Below are 15544 nucleotides of genomic sequence, written 5' to 3'. Positions count from 1 at the left end.
AAATAAGAGTAGCGTTAATGCTTCTTTGCATAACGACTACTCTTAGATCGTCTGTTTGTAAAACTTCATTGAAAACGTTGTCCCTATACCCTCTTCACTTCGCACTTCAAGGTCGCCACCTTGCCTTGTGACAATCTGATATGCCATCGCCAAACCTATGCCGACACTATTATCACCAGCATTTTCCCCTTTGTAAAAACGTTTAAAAACATATGGCAAGTCATGTTTTGGAATGCCACTTCCATAATCAGTAACCTCAATCTCTTGATACAACGCATTCTCGTGATAATGAATCGTTAACGTCTTTCCTGGATGACTATGTTCTACTGCATTCTTAAGAATGTTAATAAGGGCTTCCTTTGTCCAATGGTAATCTGCAACGAGTCGACTTTGATCGTTGCCAATCTGGTTAATCGTTAAACCTTTTAAATCAATGGACATGAGCATGGGCTTAAGTGCATCTTCGACCAACGCATTCATTTCAAACCGGTCTCTCTTAAACGCAATCGTTCCTGCATCCATCTTTGAGAGCTTTAAAAGAGAACTTACAAGCCAATCTAACCGTTCCAATTGTTCTTGAATGGCCTTTGTGAACTGCTGGCGCTTTGCAACATCGAGGTTATCCCTCTCAAGTAAATCCGCCATCACCATCATTGATGTGATGGGTGTTTTCAACTGATGAGACACGTCAGAGATCGCTTCTGTGAGCTTCTCTTTATCTCCTTTCAACCCAGCCGAATAGTCTGCTAACCGTGTTGTCACTTTATAGATGTTATTCTTTAAGATACTTAACTCGCCTTCTTCATTATCCCGTACATCTAGCGTATAGTCTCCAGCATTGATTTGTTGTAAGTATGCCGACAACCGTTGTAATCGTTTGTATTTCCAGTGCGTAAAAGACAGATGAACCACTATGAGGAGTACCGACAAACTAATCATAATTATGAGTGAAGCACTTGGAAAAAGAAGGACTCCGGAAATTGCGACAAGACAGATGATCAATTGACTTACTAAAAGCAGACGTATTTCTCGATTACGCAACATCTTCATTCACCTGCCGATACCCCAGACCTCTAACCGTCTGAATGATCTGTGGTTGTTGAGGGTGATCTTCAAGTTTTTCACGTAACCGTTTAATGTAAACCGTAAGTGTATTGTCATTCACAAACTCACCCGCCACATCCCAAATCTGCTCCAATAATTGAGCTCGGGATAAGACTTGTCCTTTATGTTGCAGAAATATAAGTAATAAACGGTATTCTAACGCCGTCAACATGACTTCCTGCCCGGCCTTCCACACCTTTGCCTCTTGAACAGCAACCTCAACATCATAAAGCTCCACACGAGTATTCTGCTCATGACCGTGTTGCTTTTCATAACGACGCAACACCGACTTTATTCTGGAGATTAACTCACGAATTCGAAACGGCTTGGTAATGTAATCGTCCGCGCCATATCAAGCCCCATCACTACATTCACCTCATCATCAACGACGGTAAGGAAAATGACCGGAATGTCCTTCTTGCCTTTTACGAGCTCACAAAGCTCATATCCAGAACCATCGGGCAATGACAAATCAAGCAAACAAAGTGAAATTGACTCGATCGATGCACTAATCATCGATTTCGCAGAAGCAACATCTACAGCATGAATCGTTTCAAACCCTTCTTGTTGGAGTGAATATTCCAGACCGAGCGCAATCGTTTTGTCATCCTCTACGAGTAGAATCGTCATCAACTTATTCCCCTTGTGCTTTACTTTTAGGATAGACAGAACGGTGAAGGTTGTAAACAGGCAGTGACGACTTCGATGAAAGTGTGGTAATAACTTTATATTCTGTAGATTACTCTGAAAACTAAAAACACTCCCCAAAATGATTTATTTGAGGCGGGCACTCTACAATCTGTAAATCATTTCGCTTTTTAAGACAAAACGATATTTACATCTTCTTTTACTCTTAATCATTCATCAAAATTTATTGATGGATTTACTTGACCATTAATCATTAAAATTCACCTTACGGTGAGGGAACGCCTGAGGGTGAACTTCCCAAACTACTGCTTCATAATCGCAGTTTTTGACTATCATTTCGTACATCCAACCACTGTAAACTACAGAGATATATGCTAACTTTTTATTTTCAGTTGAATGTATTTATATTGCTTTATCATTAAATCCATTAGCTTTGTCATATGTGAACTTAACATGATCCCCATGTTGAAGTTTGTTTATAATCTCATCTCGGTTATCATGATGCCAACATGCTACAACATATCTAAAGTGAATTCATCTTTGTAAAAGAAAATCGGTGCAACAAATTTATAAGAGTCAGTTGCTAAGATACCGCCAGTTGCACGAAGGAGGTCCATCTGCGTAGCATCTTTAGAAAGACCTAAGCCTTGTCATGCAAATGGACCAAAGTTCACTCTTGCACACCCTTATTTGAAAAAAACAACAATTTATTATTGTTTCAAGGACTGAAACATACATAGCATATCACGGTATGTGAAATTAATTTATTGAGTGTTCGCTTTCGGATCAATAAGCACGTTACGTACAGGGAAGTAAAACATCCCCGTAGCCCAATTCTGAGCATATATTCGGGCATCATTACTCGTTATTGGAATGTAGTTTTCAGATCGTCTCTTGGTGATCGGCTAAACATTTTCTTATATTCACGCGAGAAGTAAGATGGGCTTTCATAACCAACATGAAATGCCGCGTCGGAGGCTAGCCAATGTTCCCTTATCATTAATCTTCTGGCTTCATGAAGTCGAAGGGATTTCTGGTACTGAATCGGCGTCATCGCAGTCACCTGTTTAAAATGCTGATAGAATGCAGGAGCGCTAAGATTTACATGTTTTGCAAGCTCTTCTATGTTGATTTTAGTAGCATAGTGCTGTTTTAAATAGTTGATCGCTTTAGCGATTTCTGACATTTTACTTCCTCGAGCAGCAAACAATTGGATCCTCTCCCCTTGCTCTCCTTTCATGACACGATATAAGATTTCCTTTGTAATTAGTGGAGCGAGAAAATCCTTATCATTAGGCGTTTTTAATAGTGTCAAAAGACGTAGCCAGGCGTCGAGTAAAGCTCCGGTTGTCTGACTAACAAATAGTCCTCTTTTTGAGATATTTAGATTATCGTTTTTTTGTTTCTCACTGCCAATGCTGTTAACCAACTGCAGTTGATCAAAATCCAACCGTAAACATAGATATGGCTCTTCCTCACTTGCCTTCACGACTTCTCCAACAACTGGAAGGTCGACGGCGACGACAAGATAGTCGCCATTTCCATATGAATAGTCTTCACCATTCAACGAGACAACCTTACCACCTTGTATGATCATACATAATGCCGGTTGATGTAATGTTTTTATTGGCTCAAGAGGTGTTGAAGATCGAATTATCGAAAGGCCCGTTATATTCGTATTGTGTATTCCGTCAACTCTGGCGAATGAATTGACTAGCTTGATTAGTTCTTCTTCTCGATGTTTGACGTGCATCTGCTCCGCCATAATCAGCACCTCCTCTTGTTTGAAAGCATAGGGGGTTTTAGAGAATAAAGCAAGAATTGAAGAGTAAGAGGCTACCGCTCCACCTTGTTCTTCATGAATACTTAGAGTAGATCATAACAAAAAGGAGTTGAACAGGTAGTGAGTGAAGATAACCATCCCTACGTCGGTATTTGGATTACGAAAGATCGTAAAATTCGACATGAATTATTGCCCAATGGCCGATACGTTGAAGCTCGCGGTACTATTGAAGCCGCGTATAAGGGGAACTATCAAATTACAGGCAACTATATTGCCTATAAAGATGATACTGGGTTCACAGCTGACGGAGAGTTTCACAATAACATTTTATATCATGCGGGTATGGTCCTTTACCGTGACTAAGTTCAAACGAAATTAAATTCTACACTCATTTATTTAAGGAGATGAGAAAGCATGACAACACATGAAAAAGTTGTTCTAGTAACAGGTGGGAGTAGTGGAATTGGGGCAGCTACTGTTGAGAAATTGGCAGAACAGGGACTTACGGTTATTGCCGCAGCAAGAAGAACAGGTAAGCTTGAAGAACTTGCATCAAAACTTCGTAATAAAAACTATGCAGTAGACTATAAGCAGTTGGATGTGACCAATTTTGAACAGATGGAACAAGTCGTACAAGAGATCAAAGAAGCGTACGGACAATTAGATGTTCTTGTAAACAATGCAGGTATCATGCCTTTATCCATGCTAGAAAAACGAAAGATTACAGAGTGGAATCAAATGATTGATGTAAATATAAAGGGAGTCTTGCACGGAATTGCTTCTGTGCTACCTCTAATGAAAGTACAACAGCGGGGTCATATTATTAATATCGCTTCAATCGGCGCGTACAGTGTCACCCCAACTGCCTCTGTGTACTGTGCAACCAAATATGCGGTCCGTGCCATTACAGATGGGTTACGTCAAGAATTGACACACAACATCCGTACCACCCTCATTTCACCAGGTGTAACCGAATCAGAATTAACAGATCATATTACAGACGGAGAAGCAAGCGAAGCTATGGTAGAGTATCGCAAGATTGCTCTTCCAGCATCTGCTATCGCCGATGCAATCTCTTATGCTATTTTGCAACCGAGTGAAGTAGATGTGAACGAACTAGTTGTTAGACCAACATAATATTTTGGTTATAGAGAGGGCGACAACATGCCCTCTCGCTTTAAGTGATCTACTACGTTTACTCCTCTACTACAACCTCATATTCTTTACCATACCATCAATGGGAGCAGCAGCAACACAAGCTTCCGCAAATTAACCAACACTTCACATCTGTTCTCTATTATTTTAAATGAATTGCTTCTTAGATTTGAATTATTAAAAGCAATAGATTTATTTTTTAGGCATATATGGATGACTTTCGATATTGAGTTATTCTTGAAGTTTTACTGCTGTACTTCCGTTTTTTAATCTAATATTATCATTATTAATTATAGATAAAATTTCATCTATTTCAGTTATGTCATAAGGAGTCGCTACTCCTTTCACTCTCTTTGTTAACATTATTTTTACTAGTGCGGCTATGACTAGTGAAGTTGTTCGATAATCGGAAAATGTCTGTAAATAGTAGCCTTTCTTTTTGTATTCCCCTTGAACAAGCCCCTTAACTTCGACAGTAAGCATCGCATCTTCTTTTTTTTTGAGGATTATGCTTAACGATTCTTTTCATTACACCGGAATTGAGATTATATATAAATGGTAACAACTGAGTTTTCTTAAGAAGATATATCATGTAATTAAAAGGACGGTTACTCCATCCAGTCCAAAAGTTTACCGGGAACATATTACTTAGAAGTATCCTTTCTGAATGTTCGATATTCCGAACTTTTTTGTATTTAGCATGACCAAGAAAATACATCTTTTTTGACTGGGAGAAACTACTTATTTTTTGATCCCCACTTATGATAGGTTCATCTATTAAACGTAGCATGTCCTTTACTCCCGCGATCCCGACATCCGCATTCTTATTTTGTAAAAATCCCAAATCTACAGATTCTATATAATCGAAATCATCTATTGCCTTTTTGATGAGTAATCCAGACAAACCAGGCAAGAACCCCGATAACAGCAAAACTCCTGTACCTTGTTTTAAAGCATCATCATGGTATTTCATTACTCGGCTATACAAAGAGTAAGACGGGGTTACATCTAAAGAAGGGATTCTCATTTTTAAAGCTATCTCTTGTATCTTTGATTCAAACTGTTTAATTAAAACAACTGCCATGTCAATTCCAATTAAAGCTTGTTCAATACTTTTATCTTCTTTTACATCAAGGTACCGCCATTTTGTATGATTACCTAAACTAGTAGCGAAATTTACGCCTCTTTCCTTATTATAGTCAGTGATTATTAAGGTAACATCTTCTGGAATGAGGTTTTTAATGTCATTACATACTAGCTTTCCAAGAACACCTGTAGCTCCAATAATAAGAACATTTTTCAAAATATCTCCTCCGATATATGTAAGTCGATTATAAATCCGTTATGTATCCATATATGTGATGTCTTATTCTATGAATATGGACCCCCATTTTTAATACTTTAATTACGATATCTTTCCCCCAATTATGGTGATATCCTACAGCACTAGCTTAAGTATGCTTCTCATGATTTTCTACCAATTAGAGTGACCCAGTACATGTAAAGTCTCCTCATTAAATAACCTTGCTATCAGTTCTTTCTCTTCTTTTCCAATGTGTTCTTGTGCTGTTGGTTTTTCTGAAATTTGACAAGCAGTTAATAAAATAACGATAAAAACCTTTTCAATGGCTTGTCAACTTTCAATTCTAGTTTTTATTTAAACAGCTGTGTGTATTAAGCACCTGCGTATGATCGTAACATTGGCACCTTAATTATAAAGATTAAGGTGCCAATGTTAAACTCGACTGAGAGTGACGACTTACGATTCTCGGGATTATTCTGCATAAAACAAGGAGATCAAACCCATTATTGCAATAGGCTCGATCATCGTTTTTTAACCTGATAACTAAGAGCTTTTGACTACTTTCCTTCAAAGCATTTAATCTGAACATCGTACATTAGGGTAGATTTATTGTACGATAAAATAATCTAGCCTGAATAGCTATATTTTTATCAAGTATTTAGTGTTAGGTTTTTATTGACATGCTTATTAGCAGTTCATATAAAGGTGGGGTTATTTTATAATTATTTTTAAACTCAATTGCACGTCTGTTTACTAGATTTTTGTACTAGCGACGTCCTCTCTAACAAGACGTAGCGCCTTCAGACCCACCACTAGCGCTTAGCGCTTCTTCATCCCAATCGGTAAGTTGATATTCTTCGATGAGTGTAGTAATTCGCTCGACATAGTTAGGGTCGGTCGCATAGCCTGCATCAAATAGCGCTTGTGCAGCGATAGATAGTCGGTCTCCCCGATGACAGCATCATACAAGCCGCGCACGTGCAAATAGTCGGCATAATCTTGAATCGACGCTCCCCAAGAATCGTAAATTCGGAACGTATCATACACTTGAATATCTTCCCCATCAATATGCTCCCACGTTAAGTGACAAATCACACCTCCTGTCCAACTTGGGTCATCAAAGGATACGGGCTCACCTGGCCCATCGCATACACCGTTCGCGACTTTAATACCAAATAGTGCATTCCCATTTTGTGCTAAATCAGATTGTCCGTTCCCTGATTCATGTGCCGCTTGTGCAGCAGCAATGGAAGGTAAAATTTGAAAGTCTGCCCACAACGTCATCACTGTCTCACGGATTTCTTGTAGAAATTCCTCTCTCGTCATCTTCTCGTTCCCCTTTCCTATTTTTTTGTCGTTCAATATAAAAAGAGGAAAAAAGAAGCAAACCTCAACCATTTTAAAGAAAATGTGCCTGTGTCTTTATTCTCAGACTTCCGCCTTCGATGGCTTACCTAGTGTTGTTAATCGCCATGGTCAGCATAGTTAATTAGATACCACACGCAAACCAATGACAGCTACAACGATGACAGCTAGACATACAATACGCTTTACATCTTTGGAATCGTTGTAGAAAATCATACCGATGACCGCACTTCCGACAGTCCCCATGCCCGTCCACACCGCATATGCAACACCAAGAGGGATATGTCCATCGCAATGGCTAAGAGGGTGAGGCTAATCGCAAACCCAAACACAACGAACAAAATCCCGCTCACCTTTTGTCCTTTTATATAACGTTGAATTCCATTGACACCAACGACTTCAAGTAACCCCGCAATAATGAGAATGATCCAACTCATGACCGACCTTCCTCCTTTTCACCTGTTACCATTTTCAGTCCTAACACGCCAGAAAGAAGCATCACAACGAAAAAGATCACGCCAATATTGATTGCTGTACCAAAGAATATAATATCAACAGCTACCGTTCCTACTGTTCCTAATCCAACGAATACCGCATACACCGTACTCGTCAGCAACGTCGACGCTGCCCGGATTAACAAACCAAAACTAATGACAATGGCGATAATCGTTAATGTCCACGTCAACGCATCATTTGCATATTTCAACCCCGTTGCCCAGCCAATTTCAAAAATCGCGGCAATCACGACAACAACCCACATAAAATCACCTCATGTTTTATTATTCCCAAGGCTTTCGAGAACATGAAAAAGCCCGGGACATACTGCGTGACTTCATCACACAATATCTCCCGGGCTTTTTTCCCTCCGTGAACAACACTAGAACATGCTGCACTTTCCCTCGGACCAGACCTACCGAGTAGCGGAACCCTAGAAAGTTCTATTCGATCATAGATAACTAACGGTAGTTAATATATTATCTCGTTTTTAATACGATGTCAACACGTCTGACCCGGGTTTAATAATGAGAATCGTAAATGGTCTTCCCAAACCCCGTTTACTAATAGCATTTTTTTCGTTAGTCCATCTTGTTCAAATCCTAATTTCTCAACAACTCGAATAGAAGCTATGTTCCTTGGCATAATGGGTGCTTCTATTCGATGTAAATTATATTTACTAAACATTAAATCAACAGCAGCATGTAACGCTTCGGTGATGTATCCTTTCCCGTTTTCTGAACCATCCATCTTGTAGCCAACAAAGCAAGATTGCATAATACTACGAATGATTGTGGAAAAATGAATGCAACCAATAATGCGACTCTCATCTTCTTTCTTATAAATCCATAACTTCAAAGCTTTCCCTGCTTCAAAGTTCACTTGGTCATCTAGTAACAACTTCTCCTGCGCTTGAAGTGTGTAAAAATCTTCACTCTTTCTCGCCTCCCACTCTAGTAGGAAATCTTGATTTTGAACATAAAATTCTAATACATCTTTCGCATGATCCGCATTCAGTTGTTGAATAATTAAACGGGGTGTTTCAATCGCCTCCATTGTTTCTGTTCCTCCCCAACATAAATTCATGTCCCAATTGTCCGTCTGTATCTAAGGTTCACGTACCGCTCATCTTCAGTATTGGCATACGCCTTTACGCGCGACTCGTAAATAAATCCTTTCGCTTCATAAAAGGGAATGCCTTTTTGATTTCCTTCTTGTACACTCACCCACTGCTCAGTGGCACCTAGATTCATTTGTTGCGCGGTTATTTCTGCAAGGATTTTTGAGCCAATGCCTTCATTTCTTCTGTCTGGATCCAAGTAAAGCACGTACACCTCAGAACGGTTGGCTGATGGCATCCCTCCACCACCTGCTCCAATCACTTGTCCGTCCTCAATAGCAACAATGTAACCAACCCAACGCTCATCGATGGATGTCACTTCACTTGTGACTCGCTCTTCGTTGTAGAATTCATTACAAATTCGCTCAATGTATTCATCAGACACAAGTTCTCTGTACGTTGCCCAGTACCCTTTTGTGCACACACGAATAATTCCCGGTACATCGTCAATAGTTGCTCGTTGAATGTGCATAGCAACTGCCCCTCTCCTTCAAAGAACTACTAATTCAAGTGTACACGATCTCCTTAGCTAGATAAATTGAATGGCACGGGTCATTTTTAATTTTAGTCGAGGAGGAGGGTGTCGAATGGGTGCACTTCTTTGTCAAAAGTGTGCACTCTCATGTCGATTATGTGCACTTTCGTGTCGAATGTGTTCGCTCTAGTGTCGAATGCGTGCACTTCGCCACAATGTGCGCATTTAACGAAAAACGAGCACTGTCTACAACTCAATCAAATAATAAGGCGTGAAGTTGTTGGCATGTTCACAAGCTATATGCTATAACTAAATAGTAAACTAATTTACATTTTGTAAATTAAGTCTTCAATAATTGGAGGGGAACATTTTGAGATTACAAGATAAAGTTGCGATTATTACAGGTGCTGCGAACGGCATGGGCGCGAAGGAAGCAGAGCTTTTTGCTGCGGAAGGCGCAAAGGTTGTCGCCACCGATATTAATGAAGAAGTATTAAAAGAACTTGTATCGTCCATCCAGGAAAACGGCGGCGATATTATTGGCATCAAACACGATGTTGCTTCTGAGGATCAATGGAAGGCTGTCATCAAGCAGACGCTAGACACGTTCGGCGGTGTTGATGTGCTTGTGAACAATGCGGGGATTTCTATAAACAAAAGCTTTGCTGAATTATCAATGGAACAATGGAATCAAGTGATGGATGTGAATTTAAACGGCTGTATTCTCGGTATGAAGTATGCAATTCCAGAAATGAAAAACCGCGGATCAGGGTCAGTCATTAACATCTCTTCCATTGGTGGACTTGTTGGTATGGCCGGCTCGAGCCATATACAGCTGCAAAAGGCGCACTGCGTTCCTTATCTAAATCAGCAGCGGTTGAGTATGGGAAAGACAACATTCGTGTGAATTCCGTACACCCTGGTATCATCGTCACTCCTATGACGGCAGAAACGATGGAAAACGCCATGCCATACTATCAAATGCACACACAACTACCAAACCTCGGTGAACCCGAAGACGTTGCCTACGGTGTATTATTCCTAGCGAGTAACGAATCGAAATTCATGACCGGCTCTGAGCTTGTGATCGATGGCGGTTGGACAGCACTATAAATTAATAATCGAGAAATCAGGACGCTCCTGATTTCTTTTTTTAACAGCTCCTGAAACATATAATTATGCCGCTTGCTATGATAGAATTTGTACGACTATAACAGCAGGTGATAACAATGAAAAAAACCGATCCGAGGCAATCCCGTTCAAAGGATAAACTTCACACCGCATACATCACGCTAATCGCAAATGAATCTTCACCACTAACCATTCAACAAGTGTGCCAAGAGGCGAATGTGACCCGCCCAACGTTTTATAAGCAATTCAACGATATCGCATCCCTTAGGCAAGACATTCATTCCACCCTTTTACACGAATTGAAACAATCATTAACGATCAATAATCCTAAACCGTTAACACAATTACGTGCAGAAGAACGGGCAACGTACTTGACAACATTATTTGAGCATATTTATGACCAGCACCTCACTTATGAAACAATGCTCGTACAACAAGTTGATGCGGTGTTTCTCGATCACGTGAAAACCATTATTCAAGAATACGTGGACGAAGGCATTACGCACACGATGTATAGTGATCGACTTCGTGTAGACCGCACGTTACTCGTCTCCTACATCACCGGCGCTTACGTTGAAAGTATTCTTTGGTGGATAAAAAATCATTACACCCACTCCCCAGAACAAATGGCTGAACAACTGATTGAGTTGTCCATTTTTGGTCCATATATTTTGGACTCAGAAACTGGAATATGAAAATGGCAGGACTCCCGTGTCGTCTTGCCATTTCCAGCAAGAGTTATGGCTTCATTGTTCTGTTCAATACAGCTTCAACGACTTTTACCTTCGTCCGCTCATCTAAGTCTTCGAAACCAGGAAGTTCATAGATCGTGACAATAAACTTGAGCGTTTTTTCTTCAATCATATGGTTTTTGTACAAGTGCAAAAGATGGCGCTTCAAATCTGAATGAAACGGCACGGTATCCAATAATCTATGGAGCTCACCTTCAGGAATGCTTTCGGACAATACTTTGAAAACACCCATGTCTAATAACTTTTCAACGTGGCGAACGACTTGCTCCGCCGTTAATGGCTTTGTGTTTATCTCCAATAATAACTGATCGTATAGCCGATTCGCTTTCGATGTGCAAGGTCGTACGAGACAATACGTCTCTTCAATCCCAAGTTCCGTGAGCGCATTATACCTACGAAACCCATCAAGTAAAATGTAATCTCGCTCATCAATTTGCTCAACGATCAACGGAGCAACAATACCCGTAATTTGAATGCTCTCTGCCAAATCATGAATGTCCACAGGTTTTCGATCCACATTTTCCAAGCGAATTTCTTTTAGAGATACTAGCGCACAATATGTCTTCATGACACCCACTCTCCTTCCACATATCCCCTACGGTATGCGCGGAAGTTTTGGACCGTTCCTAACTGGGATTAGATGAGTTCCAGTTATACTACGTTCAACAAGAGCGCAATAAGCTCCGAAGCGCCCGGTAAGAACATAACGAGAGCGAGGATGGTGCATGCACCTCCGCAAAAAAAGAGGATCACAAATAACTTTACCTCTCGAGATACAGTGCGAATATTCAAACTTATAATGACCGACGCCATTCCGACAAGTAGCAATAAAAAATACCAGAAGCCCATACACAACCCCCTTGAATTGAATCCGGAGCGATCCAACATTCCTTACCAACTTTCAACGAGTACGGCGAGGATTCATAAAGTTCACTACGTCCATCGCTAAAAATGCCGATATTCCTATAATTACTGGATAAACAATGAAAAGTGTAACGACATCGGTCACGATGGCATCAGGGACAATACCTAGCCAATACGTCCTCTCTACGAATTGATGCTGAAGATAGACGAACGATAAGAAAAGAAATATGCCTATGACCTTACCTCGCATAACATCCCCACCTAAATTGTAGTAAACACTTGGCTTTCCTTGGTTCACGACCAACTGATGGACGCTCGCTACATGATATTGAAATGCTCATTACTGAATTAACTTGCCACTCCCCAAATAATTAATGCAGAAACCTTATTAATAAGTACAACAATTTCACCCTTTTTATCAATCGCACGTACAGCTTTAAAACTCATAACAAGTCCTACAAAAGCTAAAATCAGCCGAATGATTATACAAACCTGTGCACTATAGCGCCTGACATTTAAAATATTCTTCGAGGTGAACAAATCTAACTCAATAAAAAAGGAACACACCACTGCGTAACGAACTTAAAATTTGAACTCCCCCTCTTTCATTAGCAACACACCCTCTCCGTTTTCTTTCATTCCGGTTACTTTCATACTTTCAGAACCAAAGGTCACATTCACTAATAGGAGGGAACGATTGAGCCTGCTTCCTCTAACTCTGTTACCGATCGGTTACTCCCTCCCTGAAGGTTGGATGGAGAAGCGTTTCCAATTCCAATGTGGCACGCCGTATTCTCGTCAAACAAGGTGTTATAAAAAAGCGTGTCTGTCTGAGCAAGAGGAGAATGGTTAGACACTAAAGCAATTTCGCCTAAATAATGTGAACCTTCGTCCGTTTCAATTAGCCTTTGTAACGCCTTTTGCCCAATTGAGGCATGGTAGTTAGTGATCCGCCCATCTTCAAAGATTAAATAGAAATCATTGATAACACTTCCCTCATAAATCAGTGGTTTAGTCGCTACGAGTTTTCCACTCACCTTATTTTTGTGGGGAGCTGTAAATATTTCTTCTGTTGGGATGTTTGGAAAGAACGTAATTCCCTCTGAATCTTTAACCCCTCCACCGATATAGATGTGATTGTTAGGCAAGCCGACGATTAAATCAGTTCCTTGACTATTCGTAAAATGTAAGGATTCAAACTGACTGTCATTTAGATACTTCTTTCGGGACGCCAAGACTCTGTCATGATTTGTCCAGTCGATAATAGGATTTATCCCATCCGCCCGGGCACCTCGTAAGATGAGTTGCCACAACGTTTGTATCGCTTCTTCTTGTTCTAAATCGGGAAATACTTGAGTTGCCCAAGCAAATGATGGGACAGCTAGAAGACACCAACGTAACTGGTGAGATCTAGTTTTTTCGTAATGATCCTTCAACTTAGTCCGCAACGCCTTCTGGAAACGGCTCATCCGCTCTGCGGGCACTTCTTTAAAAACATCTAAGTTTTCAGAAATAATCCGGATATGGGCAGCACCTGCATCATCCCACTCCTTAAAACGTGTCTTCTCCCACTCAGGTATGCAATCGATATGAACGTCCGCTGCATTCTTAAAAAAAAAGTTTAGTTGCCTGTTCATCTGACCAGTTTATAACCACATGTGAAGCCTCAGCATCATAAGCCTCTGTTTGAATTAGACGAGCAAACGTTGCATCTTTGATGTCACTATGAATGATGACCAATTGGTTCTTTTGCACATTCACACCTGCCCGGACAGCAAGCGTTGCGTACTTTTTCAGCTGCTCATCGTCAACATGGTCGTAAATTCCCTTCATCTCTCTATCAACTCCAAACTTGAGGATATAATTAATTCGCTATTCATTGATAACCTAGATGAAGAGTACGAAAATTTGAAGGTTACGATAGTATCCCCTACCGATACCACTGGCTACCATTGATTAACTCGCGAACAGTCTAAATAGCAATCACTGAGAATTGAAATACCAAAAAAAGTAAGCACGCAGAGATTATCCTTTTCTAAAATGCTATATAAGTTAAACAAAAGAAATTCACTGAATCCGATGACCGAGATCGGTCTTTACAGGCAAACGCCCACCTATTGTCTGTTGATGTTCATCTCACTTCAACAACTTCGTTGCCGTTCGTTGTTCGTCACTGCAAGGATTGCGGACAACACGGAAAACGTTGGCCGAAGGGTAAAAAGATGTGATTGATTATCACCACCTGGCGCAAGCATGTGCTGACCTGTCACTTATGTGACAATCCAGCCCTCAAACCAGCCACTTTCGGCCCTCAACGTCACATATATCGCTATTTGTGACCGTTGACTCCGTTTATGTGCGCATCCACGTTTAAAATGATGCTATTTCTTTCCCAAGTGTCACTTAAATGAATATATGGGGCATTTGGACTTTTTTCCACACCGTAACCAGTAGCAGAAACGTGAACCGTATCGCCCTTGTACTCTAGAGAGTCAAGAAAACACGGTGGGCGTACTTTGACCACCGATGTTGCCTTATGCTCTGGAGTACAACCATCCGCCAGCAGTGAAAAGCACCCACTAACTGTGCTAATCAGGTAAAGGTTTGGTTCATTCCATATAGATCGTTCTTCCACTCTCCACAGTGTAATTTACTATGCGTAATTACGGACAACTAGCAGCAAATGCTATTATTGATTTGTTTCATTTTCACTATTCTCAAATTCTCCGTCAATCGGTACATCAATAATTCTCCAAGGAACGAGGTAATCTATCCATTGATCAATATCTAAATTATAGTTATCGCTTGGGGCTTTATCAACCGTAATCGTCTCGCCCGGGACATCAGGCCATATGATAGTGACGACCATTGCCCCACCCTCGCCTAGTGTATTCCCTGAACCTTCACGTACATTACGATGGGTTAACGGGGTCAATTCTTCTGTTCCCTTTTCCACCTCATCATAGGCAGTTAGAGCCCAATAATCAATTGGAAAAATGCGTTTGTCCCCATAAAGTAACGTAACACCGTTCGCGTCATAATTATCAAGAAAACCACCTGACGTAAGTTCATCACCTTCTACATGAAGACTCCTCGCACCGTGACCATATCCAATATTTACAGGATTGTGAATGTGACTGGATCTGTCACTTGTATTATGCAGCGAACACGCCCGATAATATAGCCATCTAACCTCTTTAAAGAATCTATAGATACCCCCATAGGATTATTACTGTATTCGACTTCAATGACTTCACCATCTTCGTATGTGGCAACAGGTCCTAAGTTGTCAGGGAGTTCGAACTCTTCCTCTGTCACTTCCACCATGTCATCAGGTTGTGAGAAATGA

At 40.5% G+C, this 15544-nt stretch carries 18 protein-coding genes, 3 pseudogenes and 1 riboswitch; of the genes and pseudogenes, 4 read left to right on the top strand and 17 right to left on the bottom strand.

Going from position 1 to position 15544, the window contains the following annotated elements; translation table 11 throughout:
- Positions 1–42: 42 nt before the first annotated feature.
- From JCM19037_RS12520 to JCM19037_RS12510, 3 genes and pseudogenes are all read right to left on the bottom strand, one after another.
- Entirely contained in the window at positions 43–1044 is a 1002-nt protein-coding gene (locus JCM19037_RS12520) for a sensor histidine kinase KdpD (protein ID WP_042401578.1), read from the bottom strand.
- Positions 1034–1734, bottom strand: a pseudogene (locus tag JCM19037_RS12515) (response regulator transcription factor). Before JCM19037_RS12515 ends, JCM19037_RS12520 begins: the two are co-directional and overlap by 11 nt.
- A gap of 883 nt (positions 1735–2617) precedes the next feature.
- Entirely contained in the window at positions 2618–3517 is a 900-nt protein-coding gene (locus JCM19037_RS12510) for an AraC family transcriptional regulator (protein ID WP_042401575.1), read from the bottom strand.
- Positions 3518–3655: 138 nt separating this feature from the next.
- On the opposite strand from JCM19037_RS12510, the gene JCM19037_RS12505 reads away from it, so the two are divergent.
- Together JCM19037_RS12505 and JCM19037_RS12500 are read left to right on the top strand one after the other, a co-directional pair.
- Entirely contained in the window at positions 3656–3898 is a 243-nt protein-coding gene (locus tag JCM19037_RS12505) for an Atu4866 domain-containing protein (RefSeq protein WP_042401572.1), read from the top strand.
- Positions 3899–3949: 51 nt separating this feature from the next.
- Positions 3950–4672, top strand: a complete 723-nt coding sequence (locus JCM19037_RS12500; RefSeq protein ID WP_042401568.1) for an SDR family oxidoreductase — start codon at positions 3950–3952, stop codon at positions 4670–4672.
- Positions 4673–4921: 249 nt separating this feature from the next.
- Here the strand turns inward: JCM19037_RS12500 and JCM19037_RS12495 are convergent, their stop codons facing one another.
- The 7 genes and pseudogenes from JCM19037_RS12495 to JCM19037_RS12465 all read right to left on the bottom strand — a co-directional run bounded on the left by JCM19037_RS12495 (position 4922) and on the right by JCM19037_RS12465 (position 9445).
- The gene (locus tag JCM19037_RS12495) at positions 4922–5173 is read right to left on the bottom strand and encodes a hypothetical protein (protein ID WP_042401565.1); all 252 of its coding nucleotides are present in this window, start codon (positions 5171–5173) and stop codon (positions 4922–4924) included.
- A complete protein-coding gene (locus JCM19037_RS12490) occupies positions 5154–5993 on the bottom strand; it encodes a hypothetical protein (RefSeq protein ID WP_042401561.1) in 840 nt (279 codons plus the stop codon). The genes JCM19037_RS12495 and JCM19037_RS12490 overlap by 20 nt, the downstream gene beginning before the upstream one ends.
- Positions 5994–6812: 819 nt before the next feature.
- Positions 6813–7319, bottom strand: a complete 507-nt coding sequence (locus JCM19037_RS12485) for a glycoside hydrolase family 73 protein (protein WP_052363860.1) — start codon at positions 7317–7319, stop codon at positions 6813–6815.
- A 159-nt stretch (positions 7320–7478) separates the two neighbouring features.
- Positions 7479–7795 (bottom strand): annotated as a pseudogene (locus tag JCM19037_RS12480) (multidrug efflux SMR transporter).
- On the bottom strand, positions 7792–8118 hold the full coding sequence (locus tag JCM19037_RS12475) for a multidrug efflux SMR transporter (protein WP_042401559.1): 327 nt from the start codon (positions 8116–8118) through the stop codon (positions 7792–7794). The pseudogene JCM19037_RS12480 and the gene JCM19037_RS12475 overlap by 4 nt, the downstream one beginning before the upstream one ends.
- Positions 8119–8202: 84 nt before the next feature.
- Positions 8203–8301: riboswitch (guanidine-I (ykkC/yxkD leader) on the bottom strand.
- Positions 8302–8354: 53 nt separating this feature from the next.
- On the bottom strand, positions 8355–8909 hold the full coding sequence (locus JCM19037_RS12470) for a GNAT family N-acetyltransferase (protein ID WP_042401557.1): 555 nt from the start codon (positions 8907–8909) through the stop codon (positions 8355–8357).
- A 26-nt stretch (positions 8910–8935) separates the two neighbouring features.
- On the bottom strand, positions 8936–9445 hold the full coding sequence (locus JCM19037_RS12465) for a GNAT family N-acetyltransferase (protein WP_042401554.1): 510 nt from the start codon (positions 9443–9445) through the stop codon (positions 8936–8938).
- Between the two features lie 370 nt (positions 9446–9815).
- Here JCM19037_RS12465 and JCM19037_RS12460 point away from each other — a divergent pair.
- A pseudogene (locus tag JCM19037_RS12460) lies at positions 9816–10561 on the top strand (SDR family NAD(P)-dependent oxidoreductase).
- 116 nt (positions 10562–10677) lie between these two features.
- Positions 10678–11274, top strand: coding sequence for a TetR/AcrR family transcriptional regulator (locus JCM19037_RS12455; protein WP_042401552.1), 597 nt, complete (start codon positions 10678–10680; stop codon positions 11272–11274).
- A gap of 43 nt (positions 11275–11317) precedes the next feature.
- Here JCM19037_RS12455 and JCM19037_RS12450 read toward each other — a convergent pair whose 3' ends face one another.
- From JCM19037_RS12450 to JCM19037_RS12420, 7 genes are all read right to left on the bottom strand, one after another.
- Positions 11318–11899 carry a ParB/Srx family N-terminal domain-containing protein gene (locus JCM19037_RS12450; protein WP_042401550.1) on the bottom strand — a complete coding sequence of 194 codons (582 nt, stop codon included), beginning with the start codon at positions 11897–11899 and terminating at the stop codon, positions 11318–11320.
- A gap of 83 nt (positions 11900–11982) precedes the next feature.
- Positions 11983–12180 (bottom strand): hypothetical protein, encoded by a 198-nt coding sequence (locus tag JCM19037_RS12445; RefSeq protein WP_042401549.1) that lies wholly within the window; start codon positions 12178–12180, stop codon positions 11983–11985.
- Positions 12181–12232: 52 nt separating this feature from the next.
- A complete protein-coding gene (locus JCM19037_RS12440; RefSeq protein ID WP_042401547.1) occupies positions 12233–12445 on the bottom strand; it encodes a hypothetical protein in 213 nt (70 codons plus the stop codon).
- A 430-nt stretch (positions 12446–12875) separates the two neighbouring features.
- Positions 12876–13832 carry an aminopeptidase gene (locus JCM19037_RS12430; protein WP_307189799.1) on the bottom strand — a complete coding sequence of 319 codons (957 nt, stop codon included), beginning with the start codon at positions 13830–13832 and terminating at the stop codon, positions 12876–12878.
- Positions 13804–14028, bottom strand: a complete 225-nt coding sequence (locus JCM19037_RS28570; protein ID WP_255357911.1) for an aminopeptidase — start codon at positions 14026–14028, stop codon at positions 13804–13806. Before JCM19037_RS28570 ends, JCM19037_RS12430 begins: the two co-directional genes overlap by 29 nt.
- A gap of 856 nt (positions 14029–14884) precedes the next feature.
- Entirely contained in the window at positions 14885–15151 is a 267-nt protein-coding gene (locus tag JCM19037_RS12425; protein ID WP_042401543.1) for a hypothetical protein, read from the bottom strand.
- Positions 15152–15312: 161 nt separating this feature from the next.
- Complete coding sequence (locus tag JCM19037_RS12420) at positions 15313–15513, bottom strand: hypothetical protein (RefSeq protein ID WP_042401541.1); 201 nt, start codon at positions 15511–15513, stop codon at positions 15313–15315.
- Positions 15514–15544: the final 31 nt, after the last annotated feature.

It is taken from the genome of Geomicrobium sp. JCM 19037 (assembly GCF_000698105.1).
Taxonomy (GTDB): Bacteria; Bacillota; Bacilli; order Bacillales; family Marinococcaceae; genus Geomicrobium_A.
This window is presented reverse-complemented; position numbering and strand designations above follow the sequence as displayed.

Coding starts and splice junctions, on each gene's coding strand:
- JCM19037_RS12455 (WP_042401552.1), top strand. CDS start 10,678: ATGAAAAAAACCGATCCGAGGCAATCCCGTTCAAAGGATAAACTTCAC.
- JCM19037_RS12495 (WP_042401565.1), bottom strand. CDS start 5,173: ATGCTTACTGTCGAAGTTAAGGGGCTTGTTCAAGGGGAATACAAAAAG.
- JCM19037_RS12475 (WP_042401559.1), bottom strand. CDS start 8,118: ATGTGGGTTGTTGTCGTGATTGCCGCGATTTTTGAAATTGGCTGGGCA.
- JCM19037_RS12465 (WP_042401554.1), bottom strand. CDS start 9,445: ATGCACATTCAACGAGCAACTATTGACGATGTACCGGGAATTATTCGT.
- JCM19037_RS12440 (WP_042401547.1), bottom strand. CDS start 12,445: ATGCGAGGTAAGGTCATAGGCATATTTCTTTTCTTATCGTTCGTCTAT.
- JCM19037_RS12510 (WP_042401575.1), bottom strand. CDS start 3,517: ATGGCGGAGCAGATGCACGTCAAACATCGAGAAGAAGAACTAATCAAG.
- JCM19037_RS28570 (WP_255357911.1), bottom strand. CDS start 14,028: ATGAAGGGAATTTACGACCATGTTGACGATGAGCAGCTGAAAAAGTAC.
- JCM19037_RS12445 (WP_042401549.1), bottom strand. CDS start 12,180: ATGGGCTTCTGGTATTTTTTATTGCTACTTGTCGGAATGGCGTCGGTC.
- JCM19037_RS12430 (WP_307189799.1), bottom strand. CDS start 13,832: ATGAACAGGCAACTAAACTTTTTTTTTAAGAATGCAGCGGACGTTCAT.
- JCM19037_RS12450 (WP_042401550.1), bottom strand. CDS start 11,899: ATGAAGACATATTGTGCGCTAGTATCTCTAAAAGAAATTCGCTTGGAA.
- JCM19037_RS12500 (WP_042401568.1), top strand. CDS start 3,950: ATGACAACACATGAAAAAGTTGTTCTAGTAACAGGTGGGAGTAGTGGA.
- JCM19037_RS12520 (WP_042401578.1), bottom strand. CDS start 1,044: ATGTTGCGTAATCGAGAAATACGTCTGCTTTTAGTAAGTCAATTGATC.
- JCM19037_RS12485 (WP_052363860.1), bottom strand. CDS start 7,319: ATGACGAGAGAGGAATTTCTACAAGAAATCCGTGAGACAGTGATGACG.
- JCM19037_RS12470 (WP_042401557.1), bottom strand. CDS start 8,909: ATGGAGGCGATTGAAACACCCCGTTTAATTATTCAACAACTGAATGCG.